This is a genomic window from Ruegeria sp. AL11, from assembly GCF_056540865.1.
Genome location: NZ_JBQFXO010000002.1, coordinates 275,261 through 301,142, shown reverse-complemented (window position 1 = coordinate 301,142; position 25,882 = coordinate 275,261). Strand labels below are relative to the sequence as shown.

The 25,882-nt window shown below is 58.9% G+C and carries 26 protein-coding genes and 1 riboswitch; of the genes, 17 read left to right on the top strand and 9 right to left on the bottom strand.

Translation table 11 applies throughout. From position 1 onward, the window contains the following. Positions 1–15: 15 nt before the first annotated feature. Genes ACR0IP_RS05190 through ACR0IP_RS05180 form a run of 3 tightly spaced genes read left to right on the top strand, consistent with a single transcriptional unit; the run spans position 16 to position 2,621 of the window. On the top strand, positions 16–1,245 hold the full coding sequence (locus ACR0IP_RS05190; protein WP_480524203.1) for a class I SAM-dependent RNA methyltransferase: 1,230 nt from the start codon (positions 16–18) through the stop codon (positions 1,243–1,245). 14 nt (positions 1,246–1,259) lie between these two features. Continuing rightward, a complete protein-coding gene (locus tag ACR0IP_RS05185; protein WP_480524201.1) occupies positions 1,260–2,045 on the top strand; it encodes an ion transporter in 786 nt (261 codons plus the stop codon). Positions 2,046–2,102: 57 nt separating this feature from the next. Then, on the top strand, positions 2,103–2,621 hold the full coding sequence (locus ACR0IP_RS05180; protein ID WP_170380233.1) for a L,D-transpeptidase family protein: 519 nt from the start codon (positions 2,103–2,105) through the stop codon (positions 2,619–2,621). Here the strand turns inward: ACR0IP_RS05180 and ACR0IP_RS05175 are convergent. The 7 genes from ACR0IP_RS05175 to cysQ form a co-directional block, all read right to left on the bottom strand. After that, a complete protein-coding gene (locus tag ACR0IP_RS05175) occupies positions 2,618–4,039 on the bottom strand; it encodes a nodulation protein NodH (protein WP_480524199.1) in 1,422 nt (473 codons plus the stop codon). The genes ACR0IP_RS05180 and ACR0IP_RS05175 overlap by 4 nt on opposite strands. Positions 4,040–4,045: 6 nt before the next feature. Next, complete coding sequence (locus tag ACR0IP_RS05170; protein ID WP_480524197.1) at positions 4,046–5,746, bottom strand: DUF5927 domain-containing protein; 1,701 nt, start codon at positions 5,744–5,746, stop codon at positions 4,046–4,048. Further along, on the bottom strand, positions 5,743–6,729 hold the full coding sequence (locus tag ACR0IP_RS05165; protein WP_170689527.1) for a glycosyltransferase family 2 protein: 987 nt from the start codon (positions 6,727–6,729) through the stop codon (positions 5,743–5,745). Before ACR0IP_RS05165 ends, ACR0IP_RS05170 begins: the two co-directional genes overlap by 4 nt. Before the next feature lie 160 nt (positions 6,730–6,889). Further along, on the bottom strand, positions 6,890–7,936 hold the full coding sequence (locus ACR0IP_RS05160) for a glycosyltransferase family 2 protein (RefSeq protein WP_170689526.1): 1,047 nt from the start codon (positions 7,934–7,936) through the stop codon (positions 6,890–6,892). Positions 7,937–7,943: 7 nt separating this feature from the next. Continuing rightward, positions 7,944–8,945 carry a UDP-glucose 4-epimerase GalE gene (galE, locus tag ACR0IP_RS05155; RefSeq protein ID WP_480524195.1) on the bottom strand — a complete coding sequence of 334 codons (1,002 nt, stop codon included), beginning with the start codon at positions 8,943–8,945 and terminating at the stop codon, positions 7,944–7,946. A 51-nt stretch (positions 8,946–8,996) separates the two neighbouring features. After that, the gene (locus tag ACR0IP_RS05150) at positions 8,997–9,797 is read right to left on the bottom strand and encodes a 3-deoxy-manno-octulosonate cytidylyltransferase family protein (protein WP_480524193.1); all 801 of its coding nucleotides are present in this window, start codon (positions 9,795–9,797) and stop codon (positions 8,997–8,999) included. Then, positions 9,797–10,594, bottom strand: a complete 798-nt coding sequence (cysQ, locus tag ACR0IP_RS05145) for a 3'(2'),5'-bisphosphate nucleotidase CysQ (protein ID WP_480524191.1) — start codon at positions 10,592–10,594, stop codon at positions 9,797–9,799. Before cysQ ends, ACR0IP_RS05150 begins: the two co-directional genes overlap by 1 nt. 122 nt (positions 10,595–10,716) lie before the next feature. On the opposite strand from cysQ, the gene ACR0IP_RS05140 reads away from it, so the two are divergent. After that, on the top strand, positions 10,717–11,538 hold the full coding sequence (locus ACR0IP_RS05140; protein ID WP_170380241.1) for an ABC-2 transporter permease: 822 nt from the start codon (positions 10,717–10,719) through the stop codon (positions 11,536–11,538). Here the strand turns inward: ACR0IP_RS05140 and ACR0IP_RS05135 are convergent. Next, entirely contained in the window at positions 11,535–12,137 is a 603-nt protein-coding gene (locus ACR0IP_RS05135) for an alpha-ketoglutarate-dependent dioxygenase AlkB family protein (RefSeq protein ID WP_480524190.1), read from the bottom strand. The genes ACR0IP_RS05140 and ACR0IP_RS05135 overlap by 4 nt on opposite strands. Before the next feature lie 214 nt (positions 12,138–12,351). On the opposite strand from ACR0IP_RS05135, the gene dnaK reads away from it, so the two are divergent. The 13 genes from dnaK to radC all read left to right on the top strand — a co-directional run bounded on the left by dnaK (position 12,352) and on the right by radC (position 24,031). Further along, positions 12,352–14,259, top strand: coding sequence for a molecular chaperone DnaK (dnaK, locus tag ACR0IP_RS05130; RefSeq protein WP_170380243.1), 1,908 nt, complete (start codon positions 12,352–12,354; stop codon positions 14,257–14,259). A 74-nt stretch (positions 14,260–14,333) separates the two neighbouring features. Beyond that, positions 14,334–15,482 carry a molecular chaperone DnaJ gene (gene dnaJ / locus ACR0IP_RS05125; protein WP_170380244.1) on the top strand — a complete coding sequence of 383 codons (1,149 nt, stop codon included), beginning with the start codon at positions 14,334–14,336 and terminating at the stop codon, positions 15,480–15,482. Positions 15,483–15,734: 252 nt separating this feature from the next. Next, a riboswitch (TPP riboswitch) is annotated at positions 15,735–15,839 on the top strand. 45 nt (positions 15,840–15,884) lie between these two features. Then, complete coding sequence (gene thiD, locus ACR0IP_RS05120) at positions 15,885–16,688, top strand: bifunctional hydroxymethylpyrimidine kinase/phosphomethylpyrimidine kinase (protein WP_480524187.1); 804 nt, start codon at positions 15,885–15,887, stop codon at positions 16,686–16,688. Next, a complete protein-coding gene (locus ACR0IP_RS05115) occupies positions 16,685–17,662 on the top strand; it encodes an FAD-dependent oxidoreductase (RefSeq protein WP_480524185.1) in 978 nt (325 codons plus the stop codon). Before thiD ends, ACR0IP_RS05115 begins: the two co-directional genes overlap by 4 nt. Further along, complete coding sequence (gene thiS / locus ACR0IP_RS05110; protein ID WP_170380247.1) at positions 17,646–17,840, top strand: sulfur carrier protein ThiS; 195 nt, start codon at positions 17,646–17,648, stop codon at positions 17,838–17,840. Before ACR0IP_RS05115 ends, thiS begins: the two co-directional genes overlap by 17 nt. A gap of 2 nt (positions 17,841–17,842) precedes the next feature. Further along, complete coding sequence (locus ACR0IP_RS05105) at positions 17,843–18,607, top strand: thiazole synthase (protein ID WP_170380248.1); 765 nt, start codon at positions 17,843–17,845, stop codon at positions 18,605–18,607. Further along, entirely contained in the window at positions 18,604–19,200 is a 597-nt protein-coding gene (locus ACR0IP_RS05100) for a thiamine phosphate synthase (RefSeq protein WP_480524183.1), read from the top strand. The genes ACR0IP_RS05105 and ACR0IP_RS05100 overlap by 4 nt, the downstream gene beginning before the upstream one ends. Beyond that, positions 19,197–20,159, top strand: coding sequence for a HesA/MoeB/ThiF family protein (locus tag ACR0IP_RS05095; RefSeq protein ID WP_480524181.1), 963 nt, complete (start codon positions 19,197–19,199; stop codon positions 20,157–20,159). Before ACR0IP_RS05100 ends, ACR0IP_RS05095 begins: the two co-directional genes overlap by 4 nt. A gap of 20 nt (positions 20,160–20,179) precedes the next feature. Next, positions 20,180–21,115 (top strand): ABC transporter substrate-binding protein, encoded by a 936-nt coding sequence (locus tag ACR0IP_RS05090; RefSeq protein WP_480524179.1) that lies wholly within the window; start codon positions 20,180–20,182, stop codon positions 21,113–21,115. Then, positions 21,112–21,786, top strand: coding sequence for a thiaminase II (gene tenA / locus ACR0IP_RS05085; RefSeq protein ID WP_480524177.1), 675 nt, complete (start codon positions 21,112–21,114; stop codon positions 21,784–21,786). The genes ACR0IP_RS05090 and tenA overlap by 4 nt, the downstream gene beginning before the upstream one ends. Beyond that, positions 21,783–22,508, top strand: coding sequence for an ABC transporter ATP-binding protein (locus ACR0IP_RS05080; protein ID WP_170689509.1), 726 nt, complete (start codon positions 21,783–21,785; stop codon positions 22,506–22,508). The genes tenA and ACR0IP_RS05080 overlap by 4 nt, the downstream gene beginning before the upstream one ends. After that, positions 22,505–23,239 (top strand): ABC transporter permease, encoded by a 735-nt coding sequence (locus ACR0IP_RS05075; RefSeq protein WP_170643454.1) that lies wholly within the window; start codon positions 22,505–22,507, stop codon positions 23,237–23,239. Before ACR0IP_RS05080 ends, ACR0IP_RS05075 begins: the two co-directional genes overlap by 4 nt. 36 nt (positions 23,240–23,275) lie before the next feature. After that, entirely contained in the window at positions 23,276–24,031 is a 756-nt protein-coding gene (radC, locus tag ACR0IP_RS05070; protein WP_170689507.1) for a RadC family protein, read from the top strand. A gap of 277 nt (positions 24,032–24,308) precedes the next feature. Here the strand turns inward: radC and ACR0IP_RS05065 are convergent, their stop codons facing one another. Then, positions 24,309–25,865, bottom strand: coding sequence for a phosphate ABC transporter substrate-binding/OmpA family protein (locus ACR0IP_RS05065; protein WP_480524175.1), 1,557 nt, complete (start codon positions 25,863–25,865; stop codon positions 24,309–24,311). Positions 25,866–25,882: the final 17 nt, after the last annotated feature.

The following is a 25,882-nucleotide window of genomic DNA, read 5'->3' as shown; positions in this document are numbered from 1 at the left end:
GGCTATCAGGCCCCCATGACGCAGCAATTCACCATCAACCGCCTTGGTCATCAAGGCGACGGTATCGCAGACGGCCCTGTCTATATTCCCCGGACTTTGCCGGGCGAAGTGGTCAGCGGAACTTTGGTCGGCCAGCTACTGGAAGACATGCGGGTGGAAACCCCTTCAGATCAACGGGTTAAAGCCCCGTGCCGCCACTACAAAGCCTGCGGAGGCTGCCAGTTGCAGCACGCCTCGGACGCGTTTGTGGCGGATTGGAAGGTGGAAATCGTGCGCACAGCACTGTCTGCACAGGGCCTTGAGGCCCCGATGCGGCCGATCCACACTTCGCCCGAGCGGTCTCGTCGGCGGGCAACGATTGCCGTGCGGCGGACGAAGAAAGGCACGCTGGCCGGATTTCACGGTCGCGCGTCCGATACGATCACCGAAATCCCAGATTGCCATCTCCTGGACCCGGCCCTGATCGCCGCGATCCCGGTCGCCGAGGCGCTGGCGCTGCTGGGTGGCAGCCGCAAAGGTGTACTGGCGGTTGCGCTGACCCTGTCCGAGGGCGGTCTGGATATCGCGGTGTCAGGCGGCAAGCCCTTGGACGGCCCGCTGGAGCTTGCCTTGGCACAAGCGACCGAGAAACACGGGCTGGCGCGCCTCAGCTGGGATGGTGAGGTGATCGCGATGCGGCAACCGCCAGTCCAGCGCTTTGGAATCGCCGAGGTCATCCCGCCACCGGGGGCCTTTCTGCAGGCCACAAAGGACGGAGAACAGGCTCTAACACTGGCTGTTCTGGAAGCCACGCAAGGTGCAAAGCGGGTTGTGGATTTGTTTGCCGGGAGTGGAACCTTCTCTCTTCCGCTCGCGCAAGAAGCTGAGGTTCACGCAATGGAAGGCGAAGCCGCGATGACGCAGGCGCTGGATCAGGGATGGCGCAAGGCCACGGGGCTGAAACGCGTCACCTGTGAGGCCCGTGATCTGTTCCGGCGCCCGCTGATGCCGGATGAGTTCAAGGGCTTTGATGCCGTGATCCTTGACCCCCCGCGAGCAGGGGCCGAAGCGCAGGTGGCGGAACTGGCGCAGGCGCAGCCGCCGGTGATCGCTTATGTCTCGTGCAACCCCGTGACTTTTGCGCGGGACGCAAAAACGCTGGTTGATGCAGGCTACACCCTTGAATGGGTGCAGGTCGTTGACCAATTTCGGTGGTCGTCCCATACGGAACTGGCCGCGCGGTTTGTGCTGAACCCCGCACGTTAAGGAGACAGCAACCCATGGCGTTCAAACAGCGCTTGCAGAACATCATCGAAGCCCCCCTTTTTGGGCAGTTCATCACGGCAGTGATCATCTTCAACGCGATCTTGCTGGGGATGGAGACCTCACCCACGCTGATGGATGCAGCGGGACCACTGATCGTCATTCTCGATAAACTATGCCTTGCGGTTTTCGTGGTTGAGATCGCGATGAAGCTGATCGTCTCGGGCCGCAACTTCTTCAAGAACGGCTGGAATCTGTTCGATTTCACGATCGTCGGCATCGCTCTGGTCCCAAGCGCGGGCGGTCTCTCGGTGCTGCGGGCCCTACGAATCCTGCGGGTTTTGCGCGTGATCTCGGTCGCGCCGCGCCTGCGCCGGGTGGTCGAAGGCTTTATCTCGGCCCTTCCGGGCATGGCCAGTGTGTTCCTGCTGATGGCGATCCTGTTCTATATCGGCGCGGTGATCTCGACCAAGCTGTTCTCTTATTCCTTCCCGGCTTGGTTTGGGGATCTGGGCCTTTCAGCCTATACGCTGTTCCAGATCATGACGCTGGAAAGCTGGTCCATGGGCATCGTGCGTCCTGTGATGGAGGTCTACCCCTACGCCTGGCTGTTCTTTGTGCCCTTTATTATGGTCACCACCTTCGCGGTTGTGAACTTGCTGGTCGGTCTGATCGTGAATTCGATGCAGGATGCGCACCACGCCGAGGACGAAGTGAAGACCGATGCCTACCGAGATGAGGTGCTAGAGCGGCTGGAAGCCATAGAACGCCGACTAATTGAGCAATCAAACATCAAAAAGTGATTTCAGTTTTTTCAGTTTTTGGCATAATACCCAAAAAAAAGCAGCAGGCAGTGAATCATGGATCGTCGAGCATTTGGATTGGGTGCAATGGCAACGCTGAGCCTTTCGGCTTGTGCCTCAGCCGGACCCAGATTTCTGACATATGATGGACCCGAGGTGACCTCGCTGGTCGTCAACAAGAGCGCGCGCAAGATGTACCTTTTGCATCATGAGCATGTCTTGCGGGAATATGATGTTGATCTGGGCTTTGCGCCCAATGGCACCAAAACCAAGCGTGGTGATGGTCGGACCCCAGAGGGGAGCTACCTGATCGATCGGCGCAACCCGAGAAGCCGCTATCATCTGTCTTTGGGTATTTCCTATCCCAACTCACAGGATGTAGCTCAGGCCAAGGCGGCGGGCGTTGATCCGGGTGGTGATATCTTTATCCACGGTCAGCCCAGTCTGCGGTCGGAGCTTAAGCGCGCCAAGAAGACCCCGGACTGGACCGCCGGATGCATCGCCGTCAAGAATAACGAGATCGAAGAGATCTATGCGATGGTCAACAAAGGTACGCTGATCACTCTGCGTCCCTAGCGCCAGGGCCCAAACCCGAATTTCGCATAGTCGCGCTGGTAGGCCTTTGCTGCCAGCGCCTCGAGTTGTGCGTCGTAAATCTCTTCCAATCCGTAGGGCGTATCCGCAGCGCGGATTTCAGGCGTGGGTGGGTTTGCGTTCCCCAAGCTTGCGGCGAGATCGGGTAGAGCGGTCTGCAGGTCATCTTCTCGCAGGATCAGGTCGGGCAGGGCGATAGGCGTCATGGCCTCAATCACCTTTGACTGGCTGCACCACATCGCATCGACCCGGATCGGGGTTTGGCCGTTCAGATTGTGGTGTAGGAACGTCAGGAAAGCCGTAAATGCCGCATGGTGCTGATCCTTCGAGTAGTTCTTTTTACGCAACTGTCCGGGGATCGGCAGTTTGAACCGATTGCGCAGCATGTGGCGGATATCGGCATAGTCCTCATGGTCCTTGGCCAGAACATAGTCGCAAAAGGCATTATGCGCGCGAGCGATCGGATGTTGCAGGATAGTGAATTTGCGGTGCCCGGGATGGGTTCGCATCCAGCTTTCGACTGCGTCCGGGGTGTCGTGCAAAGCATCCTCGTCGCATCCATCCATCCGCGCCAACCATTGGGCAATAGCAGGCTCTAACCCGCCGGGAATCGGTAGAAACAGCAGTGGTGTTGTCGGTGCCGCGATACATTTTTGCAGCGTTGGCGCGCGTCGTGGTTCCAGATCTGGCGTGCGGTGCAAGGCGAAACGGTCCATTCCTGACACTGAACGCGCCATCTCGTCCGGGTTGGTCACCTTGGTCACAGCGGCTGACGGGTTCTGTGGCTTGAGCGTATCGTCCAGCGCATCCAACCGCCCGACCGCTCCGAGCCACTTGGCGAGACCGTTCAAAACCTCAAGATCGTCCAGGTCATCATAGTTGATGTAAAAGGGGGTCTGGCCCGATCTTTGCAGGTGGTTAAGCAGAGACGTCTGATAAGAGGCGAGGGTGTCGACGTAGTCCGAGAACTCAGCCGCGTCGAATTCGACCGTTTCTTCCAACCGGCGCTTGATATTCTTCAACTGCCATTGCTTGGTTTTCCGAACGATCTTCAGCGAAAGATAGCTGTCCAGCGGATTGCGGCTGAGGATGATTTTGGCGCAGAGCGGGTCGTTTAGGACCTCAGGCAGGATGCGCGGGTCGTGTTCCTGAAAATACCGAAACCCGTGCAACCCGTCCGGGGCTGCGCGGATCGCTGTCAGGAGTTTCCCGGGATCTTGGTCCCTTTCGTCCAGTGTTAGACCCAGAATCTGATCTGATTTCACCCGCCCGATGAAATGCGGGTTGAAGGCCTCACCATGGCAAGTGAGGCCGTCGATCCGGTTCAAGTTGGCCTCTAACAGGTTTGATCCGGTGCGCATCGCACCCAGGATTACGAACGATTCAAAGGGACCGGCCATCGGGGATCACTGCACCAGATAAGGTTTGCGGAAAGGCTTGGTGCGGGTTCCAAACACATCATCGACGGGGAAGTCGCCCATCAGTTGCGGGTGCATGCCCTGGTTCTTGAGGTTCTGGAGGAATTGCCCAAAGCCGGCCAGATCGACCATAAGCGGGGCCTCGGTCAGGTGGCGGGACGTCTGTGGTGCAATCTCGTCCAGAATGGTTTGCAGAGGCTCCATCGGGGCCTCAATGAAATCTGCCAGCGTCCAGCTCCGCACACGCGCTTTTGTCCAAACCGAGCTTAGCACCTCAAGCTGTTTGCTTTCGATCTGTTGCAAGCGGGCAGCTTCGCAGCGAATATCGGCGAAGTTCATGTTTGACCGGAACAGCGGAATCGCCCACGCCCCGGTAATCACCGAGATCTGCGCGTTCTTGTCCCGCGCCAGAAACCAGTTGATGTCCTGCGTGTCTCGCGGGCCGAACTGGAAACACTGGCGCTGACCGCGTGTGTTCCAGATCAGGTTCGACAGGAACGCCTTGGGGTTATAGTCGCGCAACGTGGCACTGTCGCTGAGCGCGCCATTGGTGATCGTCTCATCCTGCGCGAATTCGGCGCGGTTTGCGGCAAAGAGGTGCCCGTGAACCCGTGTGTTGGTCGCAGTTTCCAGCCAGGTTTCGAACTCTTCAAACAGGTCCGAGAACCCCTGAAACACCGAATAACCCGCAGCCGTCAGACCGTTCTCGCTGCCGTGGCGGGGAAAGCGGCTTTGCATATAGAGGCCATCCCGCCCATGAGTGCGCCGCTCGACCGCCTTGGAAAAAACGCGGTCGATCTTGCCCGGGTTAGGCTCGGCCGGTCGCATCGCGCTGGACTGGTCGGTCAGGAAAGAGTGATACAGCCTCTCGGCCCTGGGCCAGATTTTACGGGCAACAAAGCAGTCCGACCGGCGTAGCAATTGTAGGTGATCATCGTAAAAGATGTGAGGCCGCCCCTGGTAGTCGAATTTCGACAGGGTTAGGGACCGGCTTTCGATATGCGTGGAATAGATCCGCGCGAGGGTCTGAAAATAGCTTTCATCCGGTATCCAGACATGGCGGAAATAGCGGTCATAGACCTTACGCTTGGGGTCCTGCAAAATGGCCGAGAGGGTCTGCCGGGTCAGGCACCACCATTGGCTGCCCATATGCGGAGTCAAACCGTCTGGGATGCTGCGGCGCATGCCGGTCGCCCGTTGCAGTTTTACATAGGCGTCAAACAGTTTGCGCTGATTGCGCCAGGAAAACGGGAACCGCAGGGTAAAGCGTTCATGGTCCAGCCCACCGATCGTCCAGCTGACATCGGCGGTAGTAGCACTTTCGATGAAATCGACGCGGGGACGGTCGGACAGGTAGTCGATCAGCTCTTGCACCGGGCGCAGAGGCAGACACGCGCCGGACGATAGGAAGACATGCCGCACGTCCGGGAAGCTCTCCAGCATCTGCTCGGATGCGGATTGTGAGGCCGCGACGATACCCCAACGGCCCCAATCGCACGTATGACGCTCCGAGAAACCGATTAGGGGGTTGTCCGCGCAGGAGGCGACAAAGTTTGAATACGTCTTTTCGGCGACCTTGCCGTCCGCGTGAATCACAACAGGGCAGCCCGCGGCGGTCCAATGGCGGGCAACCTGCTCCGCCCGGTCCAGGGCGGTATGCACCAGCATAACGATGCCAAGCGAACTCATGCCCAGTTTCCTTTCGACATGAGGCCCAGAATCTCAAGCTGCCGCCAGTTGATATATTGCTGCGACCAATCGCAGCGAAAAATGGGCTGCTCCTCTAGCTGTTTGGCGTAAGCCTTGTACTCACCGGACCCGCGATAGTGCTGCCTGCGCTGCATCTCTTCGCGTGCCTTGTCGCCTAGGGTGTTGATCAGCTTGGCATGCAACAGCGCGCCACTGGTCTTTTCCCCACCCCATTCGTCATAAACTTGGTTCAAACCCCTCGGCAGCAGCGAATGGGTTGAGCTGATATAGACATAGCGCCGATCCCACTTCACTAAGGGTATCTTGTTCAGTGCCGGGGCCTTCGAGGGGTTGTCCTGAAAGAAAACACGGGCCCTTGGGCCACCCTGAATCCACAGGTTCTTATATTCGGGGTTCTTGGAAATCATGTAATTCCCGGCATCGAACCAACGCGCTATTTCAAACGGGTCCTGACCCTCGTGATAGGGTTCATCGTCTACCGGACCTTCGGGATACATGTCGATCAGCATGGTGCCGAAACTGCGCACCGCACAGCTGTCCAGCCAGTCGGTCAGCGCGCTGATCGGGCGGGTGTCGCAGAACGGATAGATAAAGAACTCATCAGGATCGACGGTCAGAACCCAATGTCCATGCGCATATTTGCGCAGCAGATAGTTGGACCAGTCCAGCCCGAAACCCGCTTTTTTGTAGCTGGTTTTCGTCTGCCAGACCGAGACATCGGGCTGCGTGCGCAGAAACTCGAGGCTGCCGTCATCGCTGTAATTGTCGACAAACAGAAAATGGTTCACGCCCAGCTTGCGGTAGTAGTCCAGAAAGAAGGGCAGGCGGATCTTCTCATTACGGACAACGCTCATCAGCAACACATCGTACGGGCGGATGGCGGCGGTATTCGTGCTGATGGGCTTCAGCTCACGCCGTCTTTTGACGCAGCGCACGAGACGGCGCTTGCGCCGCAACCTCATGCGATAAGATTCCAAAAGGCCCACGCGACTGCCCAACCCTTGTTATTGACGCGAGCTTCCCCGGATTGATTGCTGAGTGTCCAACACCCGGATTCCGCCGACTATGCCATTTTTTCATCTTGAGGGGCAATGCATTTACAACAGGTTAGTGACCCTAACCCTACTGATCCGGCCAATACCCCGCATTCATCAGCCCCAGTTGCTGTAGTTTTAACCAACCGGTATATGCCTCGGACTGGTCGGTCCACATATCCGGCTGCGCGATGATCCCATCATAGTATGTCTGGAATTGGTCGGGATCATGAAAATGCTGGCGGCGATTTTTCTCGATCTGCGACTTTGCGGTGATCTCGGGCAGGAACTTCGTGTGCAAAAGTAGGCCCGATGGCGCGGCTCCGTTCGGCCCATCATAGAGCGCGTTAAGATGTCGGGGCAGCGCGGAATGGGTTGAGTTTACATAGGCATAGCGCCGGGACCATTTGATCAGAGGAATCTTGTTCAAAGTCGGTGAGCGCTGGCGTGTATTGGCGAAAAACACCCGCTCGCGCGCGCCGCCCTGGACCCATAGATTACCCATAGGGGTTTGCCGTTGCGCGCGGTAAGGGCCGGCGTCGAACCAGTTTAGGACCTCGGTCGGATCACTTTCCGGGTCGTGCGTTTGCGACCCCAGCGGGCCTTTCGGGTAGAGATCCAGCATCAAAGCGCCGAACCCGGCGCGGCCTTGCCCCTCCAGCCAACGAGTAAGGTCTTGCAAGGGTCGGGTGTCCTGATGCGCGTAGATCAGCAACTCATCCGCGTCGACTGTCAGGCACCAATGGCCGTGGCCATACCGGATTTGCAGCGAGGTCAGCCAATCCAGCCCAAAGCGCGCGGCGCGGTAGCTTGCTTGAGTGTGCCAAAGCGAAACGTCAGGTTGCTGCGCGAGATACTCGGTGGATCCGTCGTCGCTGCCATTATCCACGATCAGAAAATGGTCGACGCCCAAGGCGCGGTAGTGCCGGAAAAACCACGGTAGACGTTCCAACTCGTTGCGCAGGGTGACGAAGGTCAGAATATTTCCGCGCTGGATGTCCAAGGTTCTGTTCTGCAAACAGGCCAACTGGTGCCGGCTGCGCCAGGATTGCCACAGCAGCCTACGCCGTTTCCAATGCAGCCGGTATTTCTGGGCCGGGCTGATGCGGGGAAGCTGGGTGCTGACGGGGGTCAACGGCGGCTCATTTCTCGTAGGTGCCGGTTTGATGCCAGCGCCACGCGTCGGGAATCATAGTCTCTATCGTTGAGCGTTTTGGCCTCCAGCCCAGCTCTCCTTCGGCGCGCTCCGAGCCTGACACCAGCTTGGTGCAATCACCTGCGCGGCGCGGTCCGACGTTGTAGGGAACAGTGCGGTTGGTGACGGTTTTGGACTGCTCGATAACTTCAAGAACCGAGAATCCCGAGCCGGTACCCAGATTGAACACACGGCTGTCCTTGCCCTGCTGCAGCCAGTTCAAGCCCAGGACACGTGCATCGACCAGATCGCAAACATGCACGTAGTCGCGGATGCAGGTGCCGTCTGGCGTGTCGTAGTCTGTGCCGAACACAGTCAAGCCATTCCGTTTGCCATCAATTGCATCCAGTATCAGCGGGATCAGATGGGTCTCAGGCCGGTGGAGCTCTCCAATCTCGCCTTCGGGATCGGCACCGGCCACATTGAAATAGCGGAAGATCACATGGCGCAGGCCATGAGCAGCCTCAAAATCCCGCAGTATTTCCTCGATTGTGCGCTTTGAGGCTCCATAAGCGTTAATCGGGTGCTGGGGCGTATCCTCATCCAGCACCACATCGTTGTGGTCGCCATAGGTTGCGCAGGTCGAGGAAAATACGAAATCTAGACAGCCTGAGGCCACCGCGGCCTCGATCAGAGTTAGCGAGCCAGTCACATTGTTTGACCAATAGCGCGCGGGTTGTTTCATGGCTTCTCCCACCTGGCTGAGCGCTGCGAAATGTATCACGGCCTGAGGTTGATATTTGGCAAAAACCTCATCCAACCGTGCACGGTCCAGCAGGTCTCCCCGCTCAAACGGGCCAAACTTGACCGCATCCTGCCAGCCGGTGACAAGATTGTCGTAGGTCACCGGCACAAAGCCTGCTCGCGCCAGCGCCTTGCAAGCGTGAGAGCCGATATACCCCGCACCACCTGTGACAAGGATCGTTTTTGTATCAGGTCCAGTGGTCATAGTTGGGTGCTTCTAAGCCAACTTGGCAGGCTCGGTCAGGGGGAAAAGGGATCACTCCAGCCCCATAACTGCCATCATCGCTTCGATCTTGGGCACGTCCTGAGGGTTGTTCAGCTCCCAAAACTGGCGGCCTTTGGCTTCGACCTCGACGCATAGAACTTTGCGGCCGTTTTCCATGAAGCGCAGCTGTTCCAGACCTTCCAACTGCTCCAGCGGGCCAGTGGGCCAACTGGGATAGGCGGCCAACGCATCCGGTCGGTAGGCATAGACGCCGACATGGTGAAACACAGGGGTTGGATCTGTGCCCGCATAGCTGTCGGACGTGAAGGGCACCACCTCTTTCGAGAAATACATCGCGCTGTTATCGCTGGCAAAAACGGCAGTCGTTCCGCCAACGCGCCCGTGCTTGCGATCATTGAGTAGGCTGTTCAGAGCATCCCCGTCGCAGCGCAGAACGGGCGTGGCGACACCCGCCTCTGGTGCCGCTCGAAGCCCCGAGATCAGGTCCTCGACAAACCAATGCGGTGTCAGCGGCGCGTCGCCTTGCAGGTTCACGATGATCTCATAGCCACCGCCCAAAACCTCATGTGCCTCGGCACAGCGTTCGGTACCGTTCTGGCAGGTTTCCGAGGTCATCACGACCTCGGCCCCGAACCCCTCGGCGGCCTCCCGGATGCGGTCGTCATCTGTGGCGACAACCACCTGGTCCACGCCTGATACTGACTTGGCCGCTCGGCAGGAGCGTTCGATCAGAGTCAAGGCTTTGCCCGTTGCGCCGGTCAGCGGCACCAAAGGTTTGCCCGGATAGCGGGATGAGGCATAGCGGGCGGGAATGGCGATCAGAACGGACATCAGGCTTCCTTCAACTCAACACCCGGAGCGTAGGCGATGAAGAACGGGTTTGCATAGGCGTCCTTGCCATAAGTCAGCGGTGTGTGGTCGTCGAACCGGACCACCTGACCACCTGCCCCCGCCAGCACAGCGTGCCCGGCGGCGGTGTCCCACTCCATCGTGCGCCCGACCCGCGGGTAGAGATCCGCCTCACCCGTTGCGACCAGACAGAACTTGAGGGACGAGCCCGCGCTCTTGCTGTCCTGCACCTGGTACTTGTTGATGTAATCCTCGGTTGCCTGATCCCGGTGCGACTTAGACGCAACGATCAAAAGGGCGGAATTGTCCGGGTTAGAGACTGAAATCGGCGTGATCTCCCCCGCGTGGGCTTTGTCCAATGCGCCGGTTTCCTCGACCGATTGCCCATCGGCTTGGGTGTAGAACATGCGACCGCGCGCAGGGGCATAGACGACACCGCGCGTGGGGGTACCGTTTTCGACCAGTGCGATATTGACGGTGAAATCTCCGCGCCGATTGATGAATTCCTTGGTGCCATCCAACGGATCAACGATCAGGAATGTTTCGCCCTTTTCGGAATGCGAGGCGGCCTGTTCTTCGGTCACCAGCAGGATGTCGGGGAAGGCGGCGCGCAGCCCTTCTGAGATCAACGCATCGGCGGCCTCATCAGCCTCGGTCACGGGGCTTTCGTCGGATTTGACCTTCACATCGAACGTATCCGAGTTGTAGATATCCATGATCTTGTCACCGGCTTCCAGTGCCAGACGTCGGATGACGGGGATAAGGGCGTCGTAGGTCACAAAAAAGCTCCGATTTGGTGGTTTGTTGATCGAATGTGGTGACGGACTTATGATGTGCTGGTTACCGAACGGCAAGGTATTCGTGAAAGACTGAGGTCAACAGAGCAGGAAAGACCCGACACGTGTTCTATTTCAGGAATAACAAGACCCTGCTGGGTGGTGCCTTCACCACGGCCGAGCTGATCTTTCATGCGGTTGTGCGCGATATCCGGACCCAACACGCAAACGCGGTGGTCGCGATTTTGCGCAGTATTATCCAGGTCCTTGTGATGGTGCTGGTGTTTTACTTGATTATGTCCTTTATGGGCACGCGGGTGGCCAAGGTGCGTGGTGACCTTGTTTTGTATCTCTTGTCGGGCGTGTTCCTGTTCTTGCTGCATATCCGGGCTGTGAAACAGGTCGCGGGTGTGGGAGCGGGCAACAACCCGATGATGCTGCACTCACCTATGAACATGGTGATCACGATCGTGGCCACGGCGCTCGGGACGCTCTACACCATGATGGTGACTATGTTTGTCATCCTGTTCATCTACCATGCCGCAGTAAAACCATTGGTGATCGAACAGCCGGGGCCTGCCTTTGCGATGGTGCTTTTGTCGTGGTTCACAGGATGCGCTGTTGGGCTGGTTCTGATGGCGCTGCGACCTTGGTTTCCAATGACGGCAGGCATACTGACCACGGTGTACCGACGGTTACAAATGATCTTCTCTGGCAAGATGTTTCTAGCCAATGCGCTGGGCGGATACATGTTGATGTTATTCGCTTGGAACCCCCTGTTTCATTTGATCGACCAGTGTCGAGGCTATGTGTTTCGAAATTATTACCCGCGCAACACAAGCTGGGAATACGCAGTCTGGGTTGGCGTCGCGCTGCTAATGATCGGCCTGCTGGGCGTTTTCTTCACCAAGAAACACGTCTCACAAAGTTGGAGCGCGCGCCGCTAACGCGCAACGCGCAGGGTTAGGTTGATCCGCCCGCCTTTGGGCAGCAGTTTGGATGACTTGAACCGGATGCGGTCTACGCCATGATAGGTCAATCGCGCTGGGCCGCCCATGATCACCACATCGCCCGAGTTCAGCCAGATGGATTCCGTCCTGCCTCCGCGTGTTGTGTTGCCGATGCGGAACAGCGCGTCATCGCCGAGCGAGACCGACAGCACAGGCCACGAAAAATCGGCCTCATCCTTGTCCTGGTGCAGGCCCATCTTCGCGTCTTCGCCGTAGTAGTTGATCAGGCAGCAATCCGGTGCGCGCTCTGGGCCCACCAGATCCTGCCAGATCGCAAGGACAGGTTCGGGGATTTTGGGCCAGTTCATGCCCCCGGGATGCTGGTCCTGATAGCGGTAGCCCGCCTTGTCCGTCACCCAGCCCAAATCTCCGGCAGACGTCATGCGCACCGACATCTCTTTGCCCGATGGTGTCACGGGGCGGAACAGGGGTGCAGATTTCAGAATCGGGCGCAGCGCATCGATCAGCCGGCGCTGGGCGGCATTGTCCAGATAGCCTTTCCTGATCTCAAATCCCCGTAAAAGCAGCCGAGCCATGCCGGATTCCCCATTCCTTACCAAATCCTTGCCAAAAAAGGCCGCAGATTCCCGAAAACCTGCAATTCAGAATGCTTGCAGGCCTCTGGTCCGGCCCTTATATACGCCGGGACGCGCGATGGTGTAGTGCTGTCGCGCACATCAGATCGGGGACGGGATGCCATAACGGGTCCGGCCCTCGGGACATCGCCTTGAAGAGAAAGGGATTGAAAATATGGGAAAAGTAATCGGGATTGACCTCGGCACCACCAACTCGTGTGTTGCGATCATGGATGGCTCGCAGCCGAAGGTCATCGAAAACGCCGAAGGGGCGCGGACCACGCCCTCGATCGTCGCCTTCACTGAAGATGAGCGACTGGTCGGTCAGCCTGCAAAACGTCAGGCGGTCACCAACCCCGACAACACGATTTTTGGCGTCAAGCGTCTGATCGGTCGTCGTGTAGATGATGCCGAAGTCGAAAAAGACAAGAAAATGGTGCCCTATGCCATCGTAAATGGCGGCAACGGGGACGCATGGGTTGAAGCCCGCGGTGAAAAGTACTCCCCAAGCCAAATCTCGGCCTTCACTCTGGGCAAGATGAAGGAAACCGCAGAAAGCTACCTGGGTGAGGAAGTCACGCAGGCGGTTATCACCGTTCCAGCATACTTCAACGACGCACAGCGTCAGGCCACCAAAGACGCCGGTAAAATTGCCGGTCTGGAAGTTCTGCGCATCATCAACGAACCGACAGCGGCTGCTCTGGCCTATGGCCTGGATAAAGAAGAAACCCAAACCATCGCGGTCTATGACCTTGGTGGCGGTACCTTCGACGTGACCATTCTGGAAATCGACGACGGCCTGTTCGAAGTTAAGTCGACCAACGGTGACACCTTCCTGGGTGGTGAAGACTTTGACATGCGCATCGTCAACTACCTGGCGGACGAGTTCAAAAAGGAACACGGTGTCGACCTGAGCCAGGACAAAATGGCCCTGCAGCGTCTGAAAGAAGCCGCTGAAAAAGCCAAGATCGAGCTGTCCTCGACCTCGCAGACCGAAATCAACCAGCCGTTCATCTCGATGGGGTCGAACGGTCAGCCGCTGCACATGGTCATGAAACTGACCCGTGCCAAGCTGGAATCACTGGTTTCGGACCTGATCAAAAAGTCGATGAAGCCTTGCGCCGCTGCTCTGAAAGATGCAGGTCTGTCGGCTGCTGACGTGGACGAAGTTGTTCTGGTCGGTGGTATGACCCGGATGCCGAAAGTGATCGAAGAGGTCACCAAATTCTTCGGTAAAGAGCCCCACAAAGGTGTGAACCCGGACGAAGTGGTTGCCATGGGCGCCGCCATTCAGGCCGGTGTTCTGCAGGGTGACGTCAAAGACGTGGTTCTGCTGGACGTGACCCCGCTGTCGCTGGGCATCGAGACGCTGGGTGGCGTGTTCACCCGTCTGATCGACCGCAACACGACGATCCCGACCAAGAAGTCTCAGGTCTTCTCGACCGCCGAGGACAACCAGAACGCCGTGACCATCCGCGTGTTCCAGGGTGAGCGTGAAATGGCTGCGGACAACAAGATCCTGGGTCAGTTCAACCTCGAAGATATCCCGCCGGCACCGCGCGGCATGCCTCAGATCGAGGTGACTTTTGACATCGACGCCAACGGTATTGTCTCGGTTTCGGCAAAAGACAAAGGTACCGGCAAAGAGCAAAAGATCACCATCCAGGCCTCAGGCGGTCTGTCCGATGAGGACATCGAAAAGATGGTCAAGGACGCCGAAGAGAACGCGGAAGCCGACAAGGAACGCCGCGAGCTGGTCGACGCCAAGAACCAGGCGGAAAGCCTCATCCATTCGACCGAGAAGTCGATGGAAGAGCACTCCGACAAGGTCGATCCGACCACGATCGAAGCGATTGAGCTTGCAATTGCCGCGCTGAAAGACGAGCTGGAAACCGAGAACGCCGACAAGATCAAGTCTGGCATCCAGAACGTCACCGAAGCTGCTATGAAGCTGGGCGAAGCCATCTACAAGGCGCAAGCCGAAGAGGGCGAGGAAGAGCCTGCAGCAGCAGACGCAGGTCCTGCGGATGATGACATTGTCGACGCCGAGTTCGAAGATCTGGACGACGACAAGCGTAAGTAACCGGTAACCGGGCCAATCTGGGCCGGTCCGCTTGCCGGGCCGGCCCGATTACGTTGAGGCAGAAGGGAAAACTGATGTCAAAACGCGACTACTATGATGTGCTTGGTGTCACCAAGGGCGCATCTGCGGATGAGATCAAGAAAGGTTTTCGCAAGAAAGCCAAAGAATTGCATCCCGACCGCAACAAAGACAACCCGGATGCCGAGGCGCAGTTCAAAGAAGCGAACGAAGCCTATGACGTGCTGCGCGATGCTGACAAAAAAGCAGCCTACGACCGTTTTGGTCATGCCGCTTTTGAAAATGGCATGGGCGGTGGTGGCCGTCCGGGCGGCGGATTTGGTCAGGGTGACTTCTCCAGCGCGTTCTCGGATGTGTTCGATGATCTCTTCGGCGACTTCATGGGCGGACAACGTGGTGGCGGCGGCGGACGTCGCGCGGCACGCGGGTCCGACCTGCGCTATAATCTGCGCGTAACGCTCGAAGAGGCTTTCTCGGGCCTGCAGAAAACCATCAACGTCCCCGCAGCCGTGGCTTGTTCGGCCTGTGATGGCTCGGGTGCAGAGGGTGGCGTCGAACCTACGACATGCCCAACTTGCTCTGGCATGGGTAAGGTCCGGGCTCAGCAGGGCTTTTTCACAGTTGAACGCACCTGTCCGACCTGTTCGGGCCTTGGGCAGATCATCAAAAACCCTTGTAAATCCTGCAATGGCGCGGGTCGTGTGGAAAAAGAACGCGCGCTGTCGGTCAATATCCCCGCCGGTGTTGAGACCGGTACACGCATCCGCCTGGCGGGTGAGGGTGAAGCCGGCATGCGCGGCGGCCCTCCGGGTGACCTCTATATCTTTGTTGAGGTCTCGGACCACAAACTGTTCGAACGCGACAGCGTGAACCTCTATTGCCGCGTGCCTGTCAGCATGGCCAAAGCCGCGCTGGGCGGGTCCATCGAGGTGCCGACCATTGATGGCGGGCGCGGACGGGTGCAGATCCCGGCGGGCAGCCAGTCGGGTCGCCAAATGCGCCTGCGCGGAAAGGGCATGCCTGCTTTGCGGGGTGGTGGCATCGGTGACATGTTCATCGAACTGGCTGTGGAAACTCCGGTCAACCTTACCTCTCGCCAGAAAGAACTTTTGCGTGAGTTTGATGATTTGGGTGAGGATAACCATCCAGAATCAAAAAGCTTTTTCTCATCCGTGAAGTCCTTCTGGGACGGGATGAAAAGCTAAGTTCAGGCCGCTCCAACTGGGGCGGCCTTTTTCGATCGAGGTTCTGATCCCGCCGCCCCACACGTCTCTGTCGCCGGGTGGCTCGGCCTTCCAAAGGATGTGTTCCTCCATTCTGCTGTCGCAAATAGCTTCGAAGCTTGCGCCAGATTCCCGCAAACTCCACCGTTCCTCTGGCCTTATTTTATTGAAGATATTGGCCATACGATACGTGGATTGAGGCTTGATTTTCCAGAACGGTCCTGAGATTGTCCGCATCAACCGTTGGGGTGCCCTTATCGAAGGGCTGAGAGGCGCAAGCGCTAACCCATCGAACCTGATCCGGGCAATTCCGGCGTAGGGAACGGTCTAAAGCAAACAGACGTTTTCCATGCCCGAGTTGCTCACAATAGATGGAGCAACGACGTGGCACCTATTGCCTTGACCATAGCAGGATCCGACAGCGGCGGCGGCGCGGGCATTCAGGCCGATCTCAAGGCGATGTCGGCTTTGGGTGTTTTCGGGTCCAGCGTGATCACCGCCGTTACTGCTCAGAACACGCAGGCAGTTACGGCCGTGCATGGTATTCCGTCGGAGGTCATCTCGGCCCAGATCCAAGCGGTGCTCAGCGATCTGGATGTGCGCGCTATCAAGATCGGAATGCTGGCGACGCCGGAGATTATTGAGACCGTGGCGCAGGGGATTTCCGAGTTTCAAGGACCGGTCGTTCTGGACCCTGTGATGATTGCGAAATCCGGTGATGCCCTTCTGGCCGATGAGGCAGTTCAAACGCTACGCGACGTTCTGCTGCCCCGTGCAACCGTTCTGACGCCAAACCTACCCGAGGCGGCATGTTTGCTGGATCGAGGTGATGCCGACACGCCTGAGGCGATGGTTGAACAGGGCAAAGCGCTGTGCGCTTTGGGTGCACAAGCGGTTTTGATGAAGGGCGGTCATGGCAAGGGGGATGTCTGCCATGATCTGCTGATCGACGAAAACGGGGTGATTGCCGAATTTCAGGCCCCAAGGAAGGCCACCCGAAACACCCATGGAACGGGTTGCACGCTGTCCTCATCTATCGCTGCCGGTTTGGCCCAAGGCCTGACGCTTGTCGATGCCGTGGCGCAGGCGCACGAGTATCTGCAGGGCGCAATCGCGCGGGCTGATGAGCTGAAGATCGGTGCCGGCCACGGACCTGTTCATCACTTCCACCGGGTTTGGCCTGCGTGACCCTCTGGTCCGTCATAGGCGCCGGTGTAGCTGGTTTGGCCGTTGCGTCCGAGCTGGTCTCGCGCGGGGCAAAGGTACAGGTTTTCGATCCCGGTGGCCCCCCAGGCCCGCATGGTTGTTCCTGGTGGGCGGGCGGTATGCTGGCCCCGTGGTGCGAGTATGAAAACGCGGAGGAACCTGTCCTTAGGCTCGGTCAATCTGCCATCGAGTGGTGGGCCTCCCGAACAACTGTGCAACGATGCGGTACTCTGGTCGTGGCAAATGCGCGGGACATCCCAGATTTACGCAGATTTGCCCGCCGGACGAATTCTTATTCCGAAGTAGACCGGGCGAAAATCGCGAATTTAGAGCCTGATCTGCATGGATTCGGAAAAGGATTGTACTTCGACCAAGAAGCACATCTTGACCCCCGTCAGGCATTGCTAGACCTGCACCGAGGTCTCAAAGACAAGGGCGTCGAATTCCACCGCAAACTGGCACCTGCACAGCTGGAAAACGCAATCGATTGTCGAGGGCTGCATGCGCGCGAATACCTGCATGACCTGCGTGGCGTAAAGGGTGAGATGCTGGTGGTGCGTTGCCCCGATGTGACGCTGAACCGTCCAGTGCGCCTGCTGCATCCGCGGATGCCGCTCTACATCGTTCCGCGTGGCGAGGGCGTCTACATGCTGGGCGCGACCATGATCGAAAGCGAAGACAGCAGCCGTATCACCGCGCGCTCAATGCTGGAACTGCTCAGCGCGGCCTACGCTTTGAACCCGGCCTTTGGTGAGGCTGAGGTGCTGGAAATCGGCGTCGATCTGCGCCCTGCCTTTCCTGACAACCTGCCGCGTATCCGACGCTTGGGTCGGACGATCTATGCCAATGGCCTCTACCGCCATGGCTACCTGTTGGCCCCTGCCTTGGCACAAGGCGTGGCCGATCTGGCGCTTGAGAACAAACATTCGGAGATGGTCGATGAAGATCGTGCTTAATGGCGACCCCAAGGAGGTAAAGGCCTCCAGCTTGGCAGAACTGCTAGAGGAATGCGGCTTCTCGGGCCGTGTCGCAACGGCGGTGAACGAGGAATTCGTGCCCTCCAGCCTGCGCATTGCCCATGCCCTGTCCGAAGGTGACCGGGTCGAAATCCTGTCGCCGATGCAAGGAGGGTGAGGATGAAAAGCTTTTACGGCGTCGATCTACCCAACCCGCTGATGCTGGGCACCGCGCAATATCCCAGCCCTGCTATCCTAGAACAGGCGTTCCGCGACGGCGGCGCGGGTGTGGCGACTGTCTCTCTGCGGCGGGAATCGGGGGCCGGGCAGACTTTTTGGCAGATGATCCGTGATCTGGGCGTGCTGGTGCTGCCCAACACCGCCGGGTGTCACACGGTGAAAGAGGCGGTGACCACCGCGCATATGGCCCGCGAAGTGTTTGAGACCAAATGGATCAAACTGGAGCTGATCGGCCATACCGACAGCCTACAGCCGGACGTCTTCCAGCTGGTCGAGGCCGCGCGCTTCCTGACCGAGGATGGGTTCGAGGTCTTCCCTTACACCACCGACGATTTGATCGTGGGCGAGCGGTTGCTTGAGGCCGGGTGTGAGGTTCTGATGCCCTGGGGTGCGCCAATCGGCTCGGGCCGGGGGCTGAACAATGAATATGCCCTGCGCGCGATGCGGGCCGAGTTCCCGGATGTGCCGCTGGTGATTGATGCCGGGATCGGCCTGCCCAGCCATGCGGCCCACGCGATGGAGCTGGGATATGACGCCGTATTGCTGAACACAGCCGTCGCGCGCGCCGGTGATCCGGTCTTGATGGCAAAGGCGATGATGCGCGCGGTTGAGGCCGGGCAGCTGGCCCATCAGGCCGACCCGATCGAGGCGCGGGACATGGCCGAACCCTCAACCCCTGTCGTTGGAAAGGCGTTCCTGTCATGAGCTTGGACCGCTTTTACCCGATCTTTGACCACTCCGACTGGCTGCGGCGGATGCTGCCCTTGGGTGTAAAGCTGGTGCAGCTGCGCATGAAGGATCAGCCGGACGATATCGTCCGGGCCGAGATCGCGGCTTCTCGCGATCTGTGCAATCTGTATGGCGCGGTTCTGGTGGTGAATGACTATTGGCAGGCCGCCATTGATGCGGGCTGCGACTGGATTCATCTAGGGCAGGAAGATTTGGATGATGCCGACCTCAAAGCGATCCGAAAAGCGGGCCTAAAGCTGGGCGTTTCCACCCATGATGATAATGAGCTAGAGCGCGTTCTGGCCATGGACCCCGACTATGTCGCGCTGGGGCCGGTCTATCCGACGATCCTGAAAAAGATGAAGTGGGAGCAGCAGGGCCTGCCGCGAGTCACCGAGTGGAAGGCCCGTGTGGGCGATATCCCTCTGGTCGGGATCGGTGGTATGAGCGTCGAACGCGCGCCCGGCGTGCTTGAGGCGGGTGCCGACATTGTCTCGGTCGTCACGGACATCACCCTGAACGCCGACCCCGAGGCGCGGGTCCGCCAATGGATCGAGGCCACCAGATGAGCCGCTACGCCCGCCAGATGATCCTGCCTGAGGTCGGGGCCGAAGGGCAGGCGCGCCTGTCCTCGGCGCGGGTTCTGGTTGTCGGGGCGGGCGGATTGGCGGCTCCGGTTCTGCCTTTGCTGGCCGGGGCAGGCGTTGGGCATTTCACGATCCTCGATGCGGATGACGTGGCCCTGTCGAACTTGCATCGGCAGACGCTGTTTACTGAGGCAGACTACGGACGCCCAAAGGCCGAAGTTGCAGCCGATCGCTGCCGTGCTTTGAATTCTGATATCGACGTCGCCGCGCAAAAACAGGCTCTAACAAAAGAGAATGCGGCCGGTTTTGTTTCACAGGCCGATGTGATTCTCGACTGTGCGGACAGCTATGCCGCCAGCTACACGCTTTCGGATATCTGCCTGACCTTGGGAAAACCTTTGGTCAGTGCCTCGGTGTTGGGCCTGTCTGGCTATGTTGGTGCGTTTTGCGGCGGTGCGCCTTCACTGCGGGCCGTGTTCCCCGACGCACCAACCAGCGGGGCGAGCTGTGCCACGGCAGGTGTGCTGGGACCGGTCGTGGGGATGATCGGCGCGATGCAGGCGCAGATGGCTTTGGCTTTGCTCCTCGGCCTCGACCCGTCGCCCCTTGGCCTGATGGTGCAGGTGGATGCCCAGACCTTCCGAAGCTCTAGCTTCCGTTTTGATGCCGCGCCTGAGCCTGAGCAATCCTTCGCCTTCGTTGCCGCCTCGCAACTGTCCTCAAATGATGTGATTGTTGAGCTGCGGAGTGAAGACGAAGCTCCTCAACCCATCCATCCTCTCGCACGTCGCCTAAGCGTGGAGCACCTGAAATCAGAGCCTAACAAAGCTAAAAGACTGGCTTTGTGCTGTGCAACCGGCCTGCGCGCCTGGCGTGCGGCTGAACAGATTGAACCGGATTGGCCGGGCGAGATTGTCCTCGTCGCGGCCTCAACCTCGTGAGTGAAAAGGAAACGCGAGACATGAAAAAGCTGATGACAGCCATCGCCCTTCTGGCCGCTGCGCCGGCCTGGGCAGAAGACACGATGACCGTTCTGTTGGATTGGTTCATCAACCCCGATCATGGGCCCATCATCGTGGCGCAGGAAAACGGCTATTTTGCCGAGCAGGGCCTCGAGGTTGAGATCGTTCCCCCCGCCGACCCGTCCGCTCCGCCGCGTCTGGTGGCTGCTGGTCAGGCCGAACTTGCCGTATCCTATCAGCCGCAACTGCACCTTCAGATCCACGAAGGCCTGCCGCTGAAACGCGTCGGTACGCTGGTCGCAACCCCTCTGAACTGCTTACTGGTTTTGGAAGACGGCCCGATCAAGTCGCCTGCGGACCTGAAGGGCAAGAAAATCGGTTTCTCGGTCGCGGGCGTGGAAGAGGCTGTTCTGACCACCGTTCTGGGTAAATATGGCGTGACTCTGGACGATGTTGAATTGATCAACGTGAACTTCTCGCTCTCACCGTCGCTGATGACCGGCCAAGTGGATGCGGTGATCGGTGCCTATCGCAACTTCGAGCTGAACCAGATGGATATCGAAGGCCGCCCCGGCACCTGCTTCTATATCGAGGAAGAGGGCGTGCCGTCTTATGACGAACTGATCTACGTCGCCAACCCCGAGACGATGGATAAGGACAAGATCGCGCGTTTCCTGGCGGCGACCGAAAAAGCGACCCAGTACATTGTCAACAATCCCGAAGAAAGCTGGGAGATTTTCGCCGCGACTTCGCCCGAGTTGCAGGATGAACTGAATGCTCGCGCGTGGGTCGACACTCTGCCGCGCTTTGCTCTGCGCCCGGCGGGTTTTGATGCGGGCCGTTATGCCCGATTTGAGACCTTCCTGAACGAAAGCGGCATGATTGATAGCGTTCTGCCGGTCAGCGACATCACCATCGACGTGACCGCGCAATGAGCGACTATGGCAAGGCCTTCACACTGATGCGTGATGCGGCGCAGGGACCGTGGCGGGACTACACCCGCCACGCCTTTGTTGAAGGGATGAAGGACGGCACTCTGCCCCGAGAGGCGTTCCTGCATTACCTGCGTCAGGATTATGTGTTCCTGATCCATTTCAGCCGCGCCTGGGCGCTGGCGGTGGTGAAGTCAGAAACGCATTCCGAAATGCTGACGGCTGTGGGCACCGTGAACGCTTTGGTCGCAGAAGAGATGCAGCTGCATATCGGGACCTGCGAAGCGGCCGGTATCTCTCAGGAGGAGCTGTTTGCAACCCCGGAACGTGCCGAAAATCTTGCCTATACGCGGTTCGTGCTGGAGGCCGGGTATAGTGGCGATCTGTTGGACTTGCTGGCAGCGCTGGCACCCTGTGTGATCGGATACGGAGAAATCGGGTCTCGACTGGCCTCCGAGGCCACATCCGAGACCTATAGCGACTGGATCAATACCTATGCTGGTGAGGACTACCAGGGTGCGTGCAAGGCGGCCGGCGAACTGCTGGATTCGGCTCTAACACGACGTCTTGGGGCGGATATCGAGGCCTCTCCGCGCTGGGATCGTCTGTGCCAGACCTTCCGAACCGCCACAGAGCTAGAGGTCAATTTCTGGCAAATGGGTCTGACCCCATGACCCCGGCGCCCGATCTAACTATCAGCGGACACGCGAGTATTGGCGATACGCCCTTGTTCGCACCGCTGTCCCTTACCCTTGGGGCGGGACAGTGGACTTGTCTGTTAGGTGGATCGGGCGTTGGCAAAACCACGGTTCTACGCCTGATCGCAGGGTTGGAGACAGGCGCGGATTTCACCGGTCAGATCATGGCCAGCGATGGCCAAACGGTCCCAACACGTGTCGCCTATATGGCGCAGGACGACCTGCTGCTGCCTTGGGCGACGGTGGCGCAAAACGTCTCGCTCGGCGCGCGGTTGCGGGGTGAGAAACCCGATCTGGATCGCCGGGACCGTCTGATTGAACGGATGCGCCTGCAAGATCACATGGCCAAGAAACCGTCGGAGCTGTCCGGAGGCCAACGACAGCGCGTCGCCTTGGCGCGGACCCTGATGGAAGATCGCCCCATCGTGCTGTTGGATGAGCCATTCTCGGCCCTCGACGCGCGCACCCGCGCGGACATGCAGGATCTGGCCGCAGAGGCGCTGCAGGGCCGGACGGTCCTTCTGGTCACCCACGACCCGGCCGAGGCCGCACGTTTGGGCCAATCCATCGTCGTGATGACGCAGCAGGGGCTGACGCCCTGTGCTCCGCCTGCCGCGCCCGCACCGCGCCATGTGGATGATCTGGAGACATTGGAAACCCAAGGCGCGCTACTGAAACTATTGAGAGAGGCGGCATGAAACTCCTCTCTGCCCTCGCCGCAACCCTGTTTGCGTTGGCCGTCTGGCAGGCGATTGTCAGCCTGACCGGCCTGCCCAAATTCATCCTGCCCGGTCCGGCGCTTGTGGCCGAGACCTGGTGGCAGAACCGCTGGGTGATTGCGGAACATACTTGGATTACCGCGGTTGAGGTCGTGATTGGCCTGGCGGTTGGTACGGTTCTAGGCGTCGTCACCGCACTGCAGCTGGCTAATTCACGGGCCGCACGGGTGTTGGTGCAGCCGATGCTGGTGTTCACCCAGGCTCTGCCGGTATTCGCGCTGGCGCCGCTGCTGACCCTGTGGCTGGGCTACGGCCTTTGGTCCAAGGTCGCGATGGCGGTTCTGATCATCTACTTCCCGATCACCTCATCTTTCTTTGACGGTCTGATGAGGACCCCGCCCGGGTACCTTGATCTGGCGCGCACGATGCAGGCAAGCCCGCGTTCGGTTCTGTGGCACATCCGTATCCCGGCGGCGTTGCCTTCGCTGGCCTCGGGGATGCGATTGGCGGCGGTTTATGCACCGATTGGCGCGGTGATCGGCGAATGGGTTGGGTCCTCGCAAGGGTTGGGCTACCTGATGCTGCTGGCCAATGGCCGGGCCAAGACCGATCTGATGTTTGCAGCCATGCTGACTTTGGGCGTGTTCTCGATCCTGCTGCACATGCTGGTACGCCGCGCCACAGCGCGCATGGCCGGTGAGGCGCGTTAACCTTTCAGAAACCGATTCTGCGCCAAGGTGAGGCCCATGACACAGGACGCCTTTGCCGAAGCCCCAATGCTTTTCGACACGGACGAAGCGCCAGCGCAGCCGCTGCCGACGGGTCGGTTACCCTCCTACATCAAAGACCATCGCAAGCGGCTGCGCGAACGTTTCATGTCTGGCGGCTCAGGCGCTATGCCGGATTATGAGTTGCTGGAACTGGTGCTGTTCCGGTCCATCCCGCGTCAGGATGTGAAACCTCTGGCCCGCCTGCTGATGGATACGTTCGGGGACTTCAACCGCGTATTGACTGCGCCAGAGGAGCGGTTGCGTCAAATCAACGGCGTTGGGGAAACGGTCATCACCGATCTGAAAATCCTAGAGGCCTGTGCCCATCGTATGGCCCGCGCGCGGGTGATGCAGCGCCACGTGATCTCAGGCTGGGATGCTTTGCTGGATTATTGCCACACAACGATGGCGCATCGAGAGATTGAGCAGTTTCGCGTGTTCTACCTTGACCGCAAGAACGTGATGATCGCGGATGAAGAGCAGGCGAAGGGCACCGTCGATCATGTCCCGGTTTACCCGCGCGAGGTGGCGAAACGGGCCTTGGAGTTAAACGCTTCGGCCCTGATTTTGGTGCATAACCATCCCTCCGGCGACCCGACGCCGTCGCAATCGGATATCGACATGACAAACCGCATACAGAATGCCTGCACGGCCTTGGGGCTGACGCTGCACGACCATCTGATTATCGGAAAATCAACCGAGCTGAGCTTTCGGTCAGAGGGGTATCTGTGACGGGAAGACTCGTGTTTCTTGTCGATTGCCCTATCGACTGAAATTGCTATCTGGTTTGAGAGTTCCAGGTTGTCCGATTCATATCGATGAGGACAGTTTCTCGCTTTCGCCCATGTTGCCTCTAGCCAAATGCGTCACAGGGTCTTACACTTTTTTGCGTCTCGCCGGAAAAAGCGTCGCGTATCTAGAGATCATACATGGTCTCCGCGCGGCTGGCGGAACCCTCATTGCTTGCAGAGGCGGTTTCGTCCGAGTTTCTGTCCGACATCGTCACTCTCTAGTTCACCCAAACCTCAACCCGGCGGTTTGTTTTTCGGCCCCACTCAGTGTCGTCGCAGGCCATCGGCATCGCTTCTCCGAAACCTTCGGTTGTGATCTCGATACTATCAGGGATTTCGGTCTCAATAGCGGCCAGAACCGCATTGCGCACCGTTTGTGCCCTGCGATGGGCGATCCGTGCATTGGCGCTTGCGCCTCCATCCCCGTCACTGAATCCAGCGAATACAAGCTTGCGAGGGGTCAAACTGCCGGATTCAAGCGCCTGCGCCAATTGCAGAATGTTGGACCGCGATTGTGCATCTGGGCGAGAGCTTCCCGGCTCGAACCGGAAAGAGATCGACAATCTAGACAATGGCCGCAAAGTTTCGACCATGTGTTGAAGCTCTTCCAGCCCGACCTCGGCCCCACCAGAAACGATGGCATTGGCAAGACGATCCCCTTGTAGCCCAACGGGCAGGTTCTCGTTCGCCTGATCCACATACCCGGCTTTCCGTATGGCCATCTGTGCGTCGGCTGAACGGGTATATGCCAGAAACTGGCGTGCGATCCGTGGCATGCGGCGTTGTGGCAGGTAAAGGAACATCGGAGAAGTCAGCGGGTAATCTTCGGTCTTGATAGACTGTCGAGTCGCCGCAAGCGCATGTCCGCAACCTCCGGTCAAAGGCAGCGCGCGGGTCGGGCCCGAGACCGCTTGCGTCGTGATGCCGATCGCGAATGGGTCGTTGACCACTGCTTGGACAAGATCGCGATTGCGCTGGTGGCGGAGAACGCCTTCGGATAGCTTAACCTGAGCGGGGCGCAACAGCTGATCCTCGACATCCTGGGACAAGCCTGACCCGGCGTCTGGCATGTGAAGGGCAATCGGAGCGTCCGGCCCTTCCAGATCTGTCCAATTGTTGATCTCGCCCGACAGAACACGGACCAGATCCGCGGGTGAAATCTGCTGAACGGTGTTCTCTGGCGCAACCACCGGCACGATCGCATCCAGAGCCACAATCCGCGCGCGGCGGGGGTGGGTCAGGTCTCCCAGACCTGCGGCCTCGGCCGCGCTGCGTTCCTCATCCCGGATTTCGCGTTGCGTCATCACGATATCGGCGTCGTTGTTCATGAGGTCGGCAAACCCCTGATCCGTCGTTCCAACGCGAAAGAACAGGCGGGCGAGAGGGGCCGTGCGGTCTGGCTGGCGCAGTTCATAGGCAAAGCTGCGTTCATCCACGCGCGATGGGGTTGCTGTCAGACCCTCTTGCCGGGCGAAGCCGATGATCAGGGCAGGCAGGACCGTCTCGGCCATGACGGATGATCCTGAGAACCGGACCTCGGCCACGAAATCGGTCAGGCTGGGGCAGGCCGGGCCGTCGCATGTGACGCCAGAGCCATCGACTGTCAGTTCTCCGAACTGGGTGTCGACCCGGTAGAATTCACCGTCAAAGCCCAGCAGGGTGCCGGAGACTTCGATCTTGCCATCATGCGATGTCAGAACAATATCCTGCGCTGCGGCTGAAACAGCCAGCGAAACAGAAAACAGTACGGCCAGCGCCGCACGAAAAAGTGTCATGAGAAGGTCGAGCCTGC

Excerpts from the sequence above, each read along its gene's own strand:
- ACR0IP_RS05190 (WP_480524203.1), top strand. The coding sequence starts at position 16 with ATGACGCAGCAATTCACCATCAACCGCCTTGGTCATCAAGGCGACGGT.
- ACR0IP_RS05185 (WP_480524201.1), top strand. The coding sequence starts at position 1,260 with ATGGCGTTCAAACAGCGCTTGCAGAACATCATCGAAGCCCCCCTTTTT.
- ACR0IP_RS05180 (WP_170380233.1), top strand. The coding sequence starts at position 2,103 with ATGGATCGTCGAGCATTTGGATTGGGTGCAATGGCAACGCTGAGCCTT.
- ACR0IP_RS05175 (WP_480524199.1), bottom strand. The coding sequence starts at position 4,039 with ATGGCCGGTCCCTTTGAATCGTTCGTAATCCTGGGTGCGATGCGCACC.
- ACR0IP_RS05170 (WP_480524197.1), bottom strand. The coding sequence starts at position 5,746 with ATGAGTTCGCTTGGCATCGTTATGCTGGTGCATACCGCCCTGGACCGG.
- ACR0IP_RS05165 (WP_170689527.1), bottom strand. The coding sequence starts at position 6,729 with ATGAGGTTGCGGCGCAAGCGCCGTCTCGTGCGCTGCGTCAAAAGACGG.
- galE (WP_480524195.1), bottom strand. The coding sequence starts at position 8,945 with ATGACCACTGGACCTGATACAAAAACGATCCTTGTCACAGGTGGTGCG.
- ACR0IP_RS05150 (WP_480524193.1), bottom strand. The coding sequence starts at position 9,797 with ATGTCCGTTCTGATCGCCATTCCCGCCCGCTATGCCTCATCCCGCTAT.
- ACR0IP_RS05135 (WP_480524190.1), bottom strand. The coding sequence starts at position 12,137 with ATGGCTCGGCTGCTTTTACGGGGATTTGAGATCAGGAAAGGCTATCTG.
- dnaK (WP_170380243.1), top strand. The coding sequence starts at position 12,352 with ATGGGAAAAGTAATCGGGATTGACCTCGGCACCACCAACTCGTGTGTT.
- dnaJ (WP_170380244.1), top strand. The coding sequence starts at position 14,334 with ATGTCAAAACGCGACTACTATGATGTGCTTGGTGTCACCAAGGGCGCA.
- thiS (WP_170380247.1), top strand. The coding sequence starts at position 17,646 with ATGAAGATCGTGCTTAATGGCGACCCCAAGGAGGTAAAGGCCTCCAGC.
- ACR0IP_RS05105 (WP_170380248.1), top strand. The coding sequence starts at position 17,843 with ATGAAAAGCTTTTACGGCGTCGATCTACCCAACCCGCTGATGCTGGGC.
- ACR0IP_RS05100 (WP_480524183.1), top strand. The coding sequence starts at position 18,604 with ATGAGCTTGGACCGCTTTTACCCGATCTTTGACCACTCCGACTGGCTG.
- ACR0IP_RS05095 (WP_480524181.1), top strand. The coding sequence starts at position 19,197 with ATGAGCCGCTACGCCCGCCAGATGATCCTGCCTGAGGTCGGGGCCGAA.
- ACR0IP_RS05090 (WP_480524179.1), top strand. The coding sequence starts at position 20,180 with ATGAAAAAGCTGATGACAGCCATCGCCCTTCTGGCCGCTGCGCCGGCC.
- tenA (WP_480524177.1), top strand. The coding sequence starts at position 21,112 with ATGAGCGACTATGGCAAGGCCTTCACACTGATGCGTGATGCGGCGCAG.
- ACR0IP_RS05080 (WP_170689509.1), top strand. The coding sequence starts at position 21,783 with ATGACCCCGGCGCCCGATCTAACTATCAGCGGACACGCGAGTATTGGC.
- ACR0IP_RS05075 (WP_170643454.1), top strand. The coding sequence starts at position 22,505 with ATGAAACTCCTCTCTGCCCTCGCCGCAACCCTGTTTGCGTTGGCCGTC.
- radC (WP_170689507.1), top strand. The coding sequence starts at position 23,276 with ATGACACAGGACGCCTTTGCCGAAGCCCCAATGCTTTTCGACACGGAC.
- ACR0IP_RS05065 (WP_480524175.1), bottom strand. The coding sequence starts at position 25,865 with ATGACACTTTTTCGTGCGGCGCTGGCCGTACTGTTTTCTGTTTCGCTG.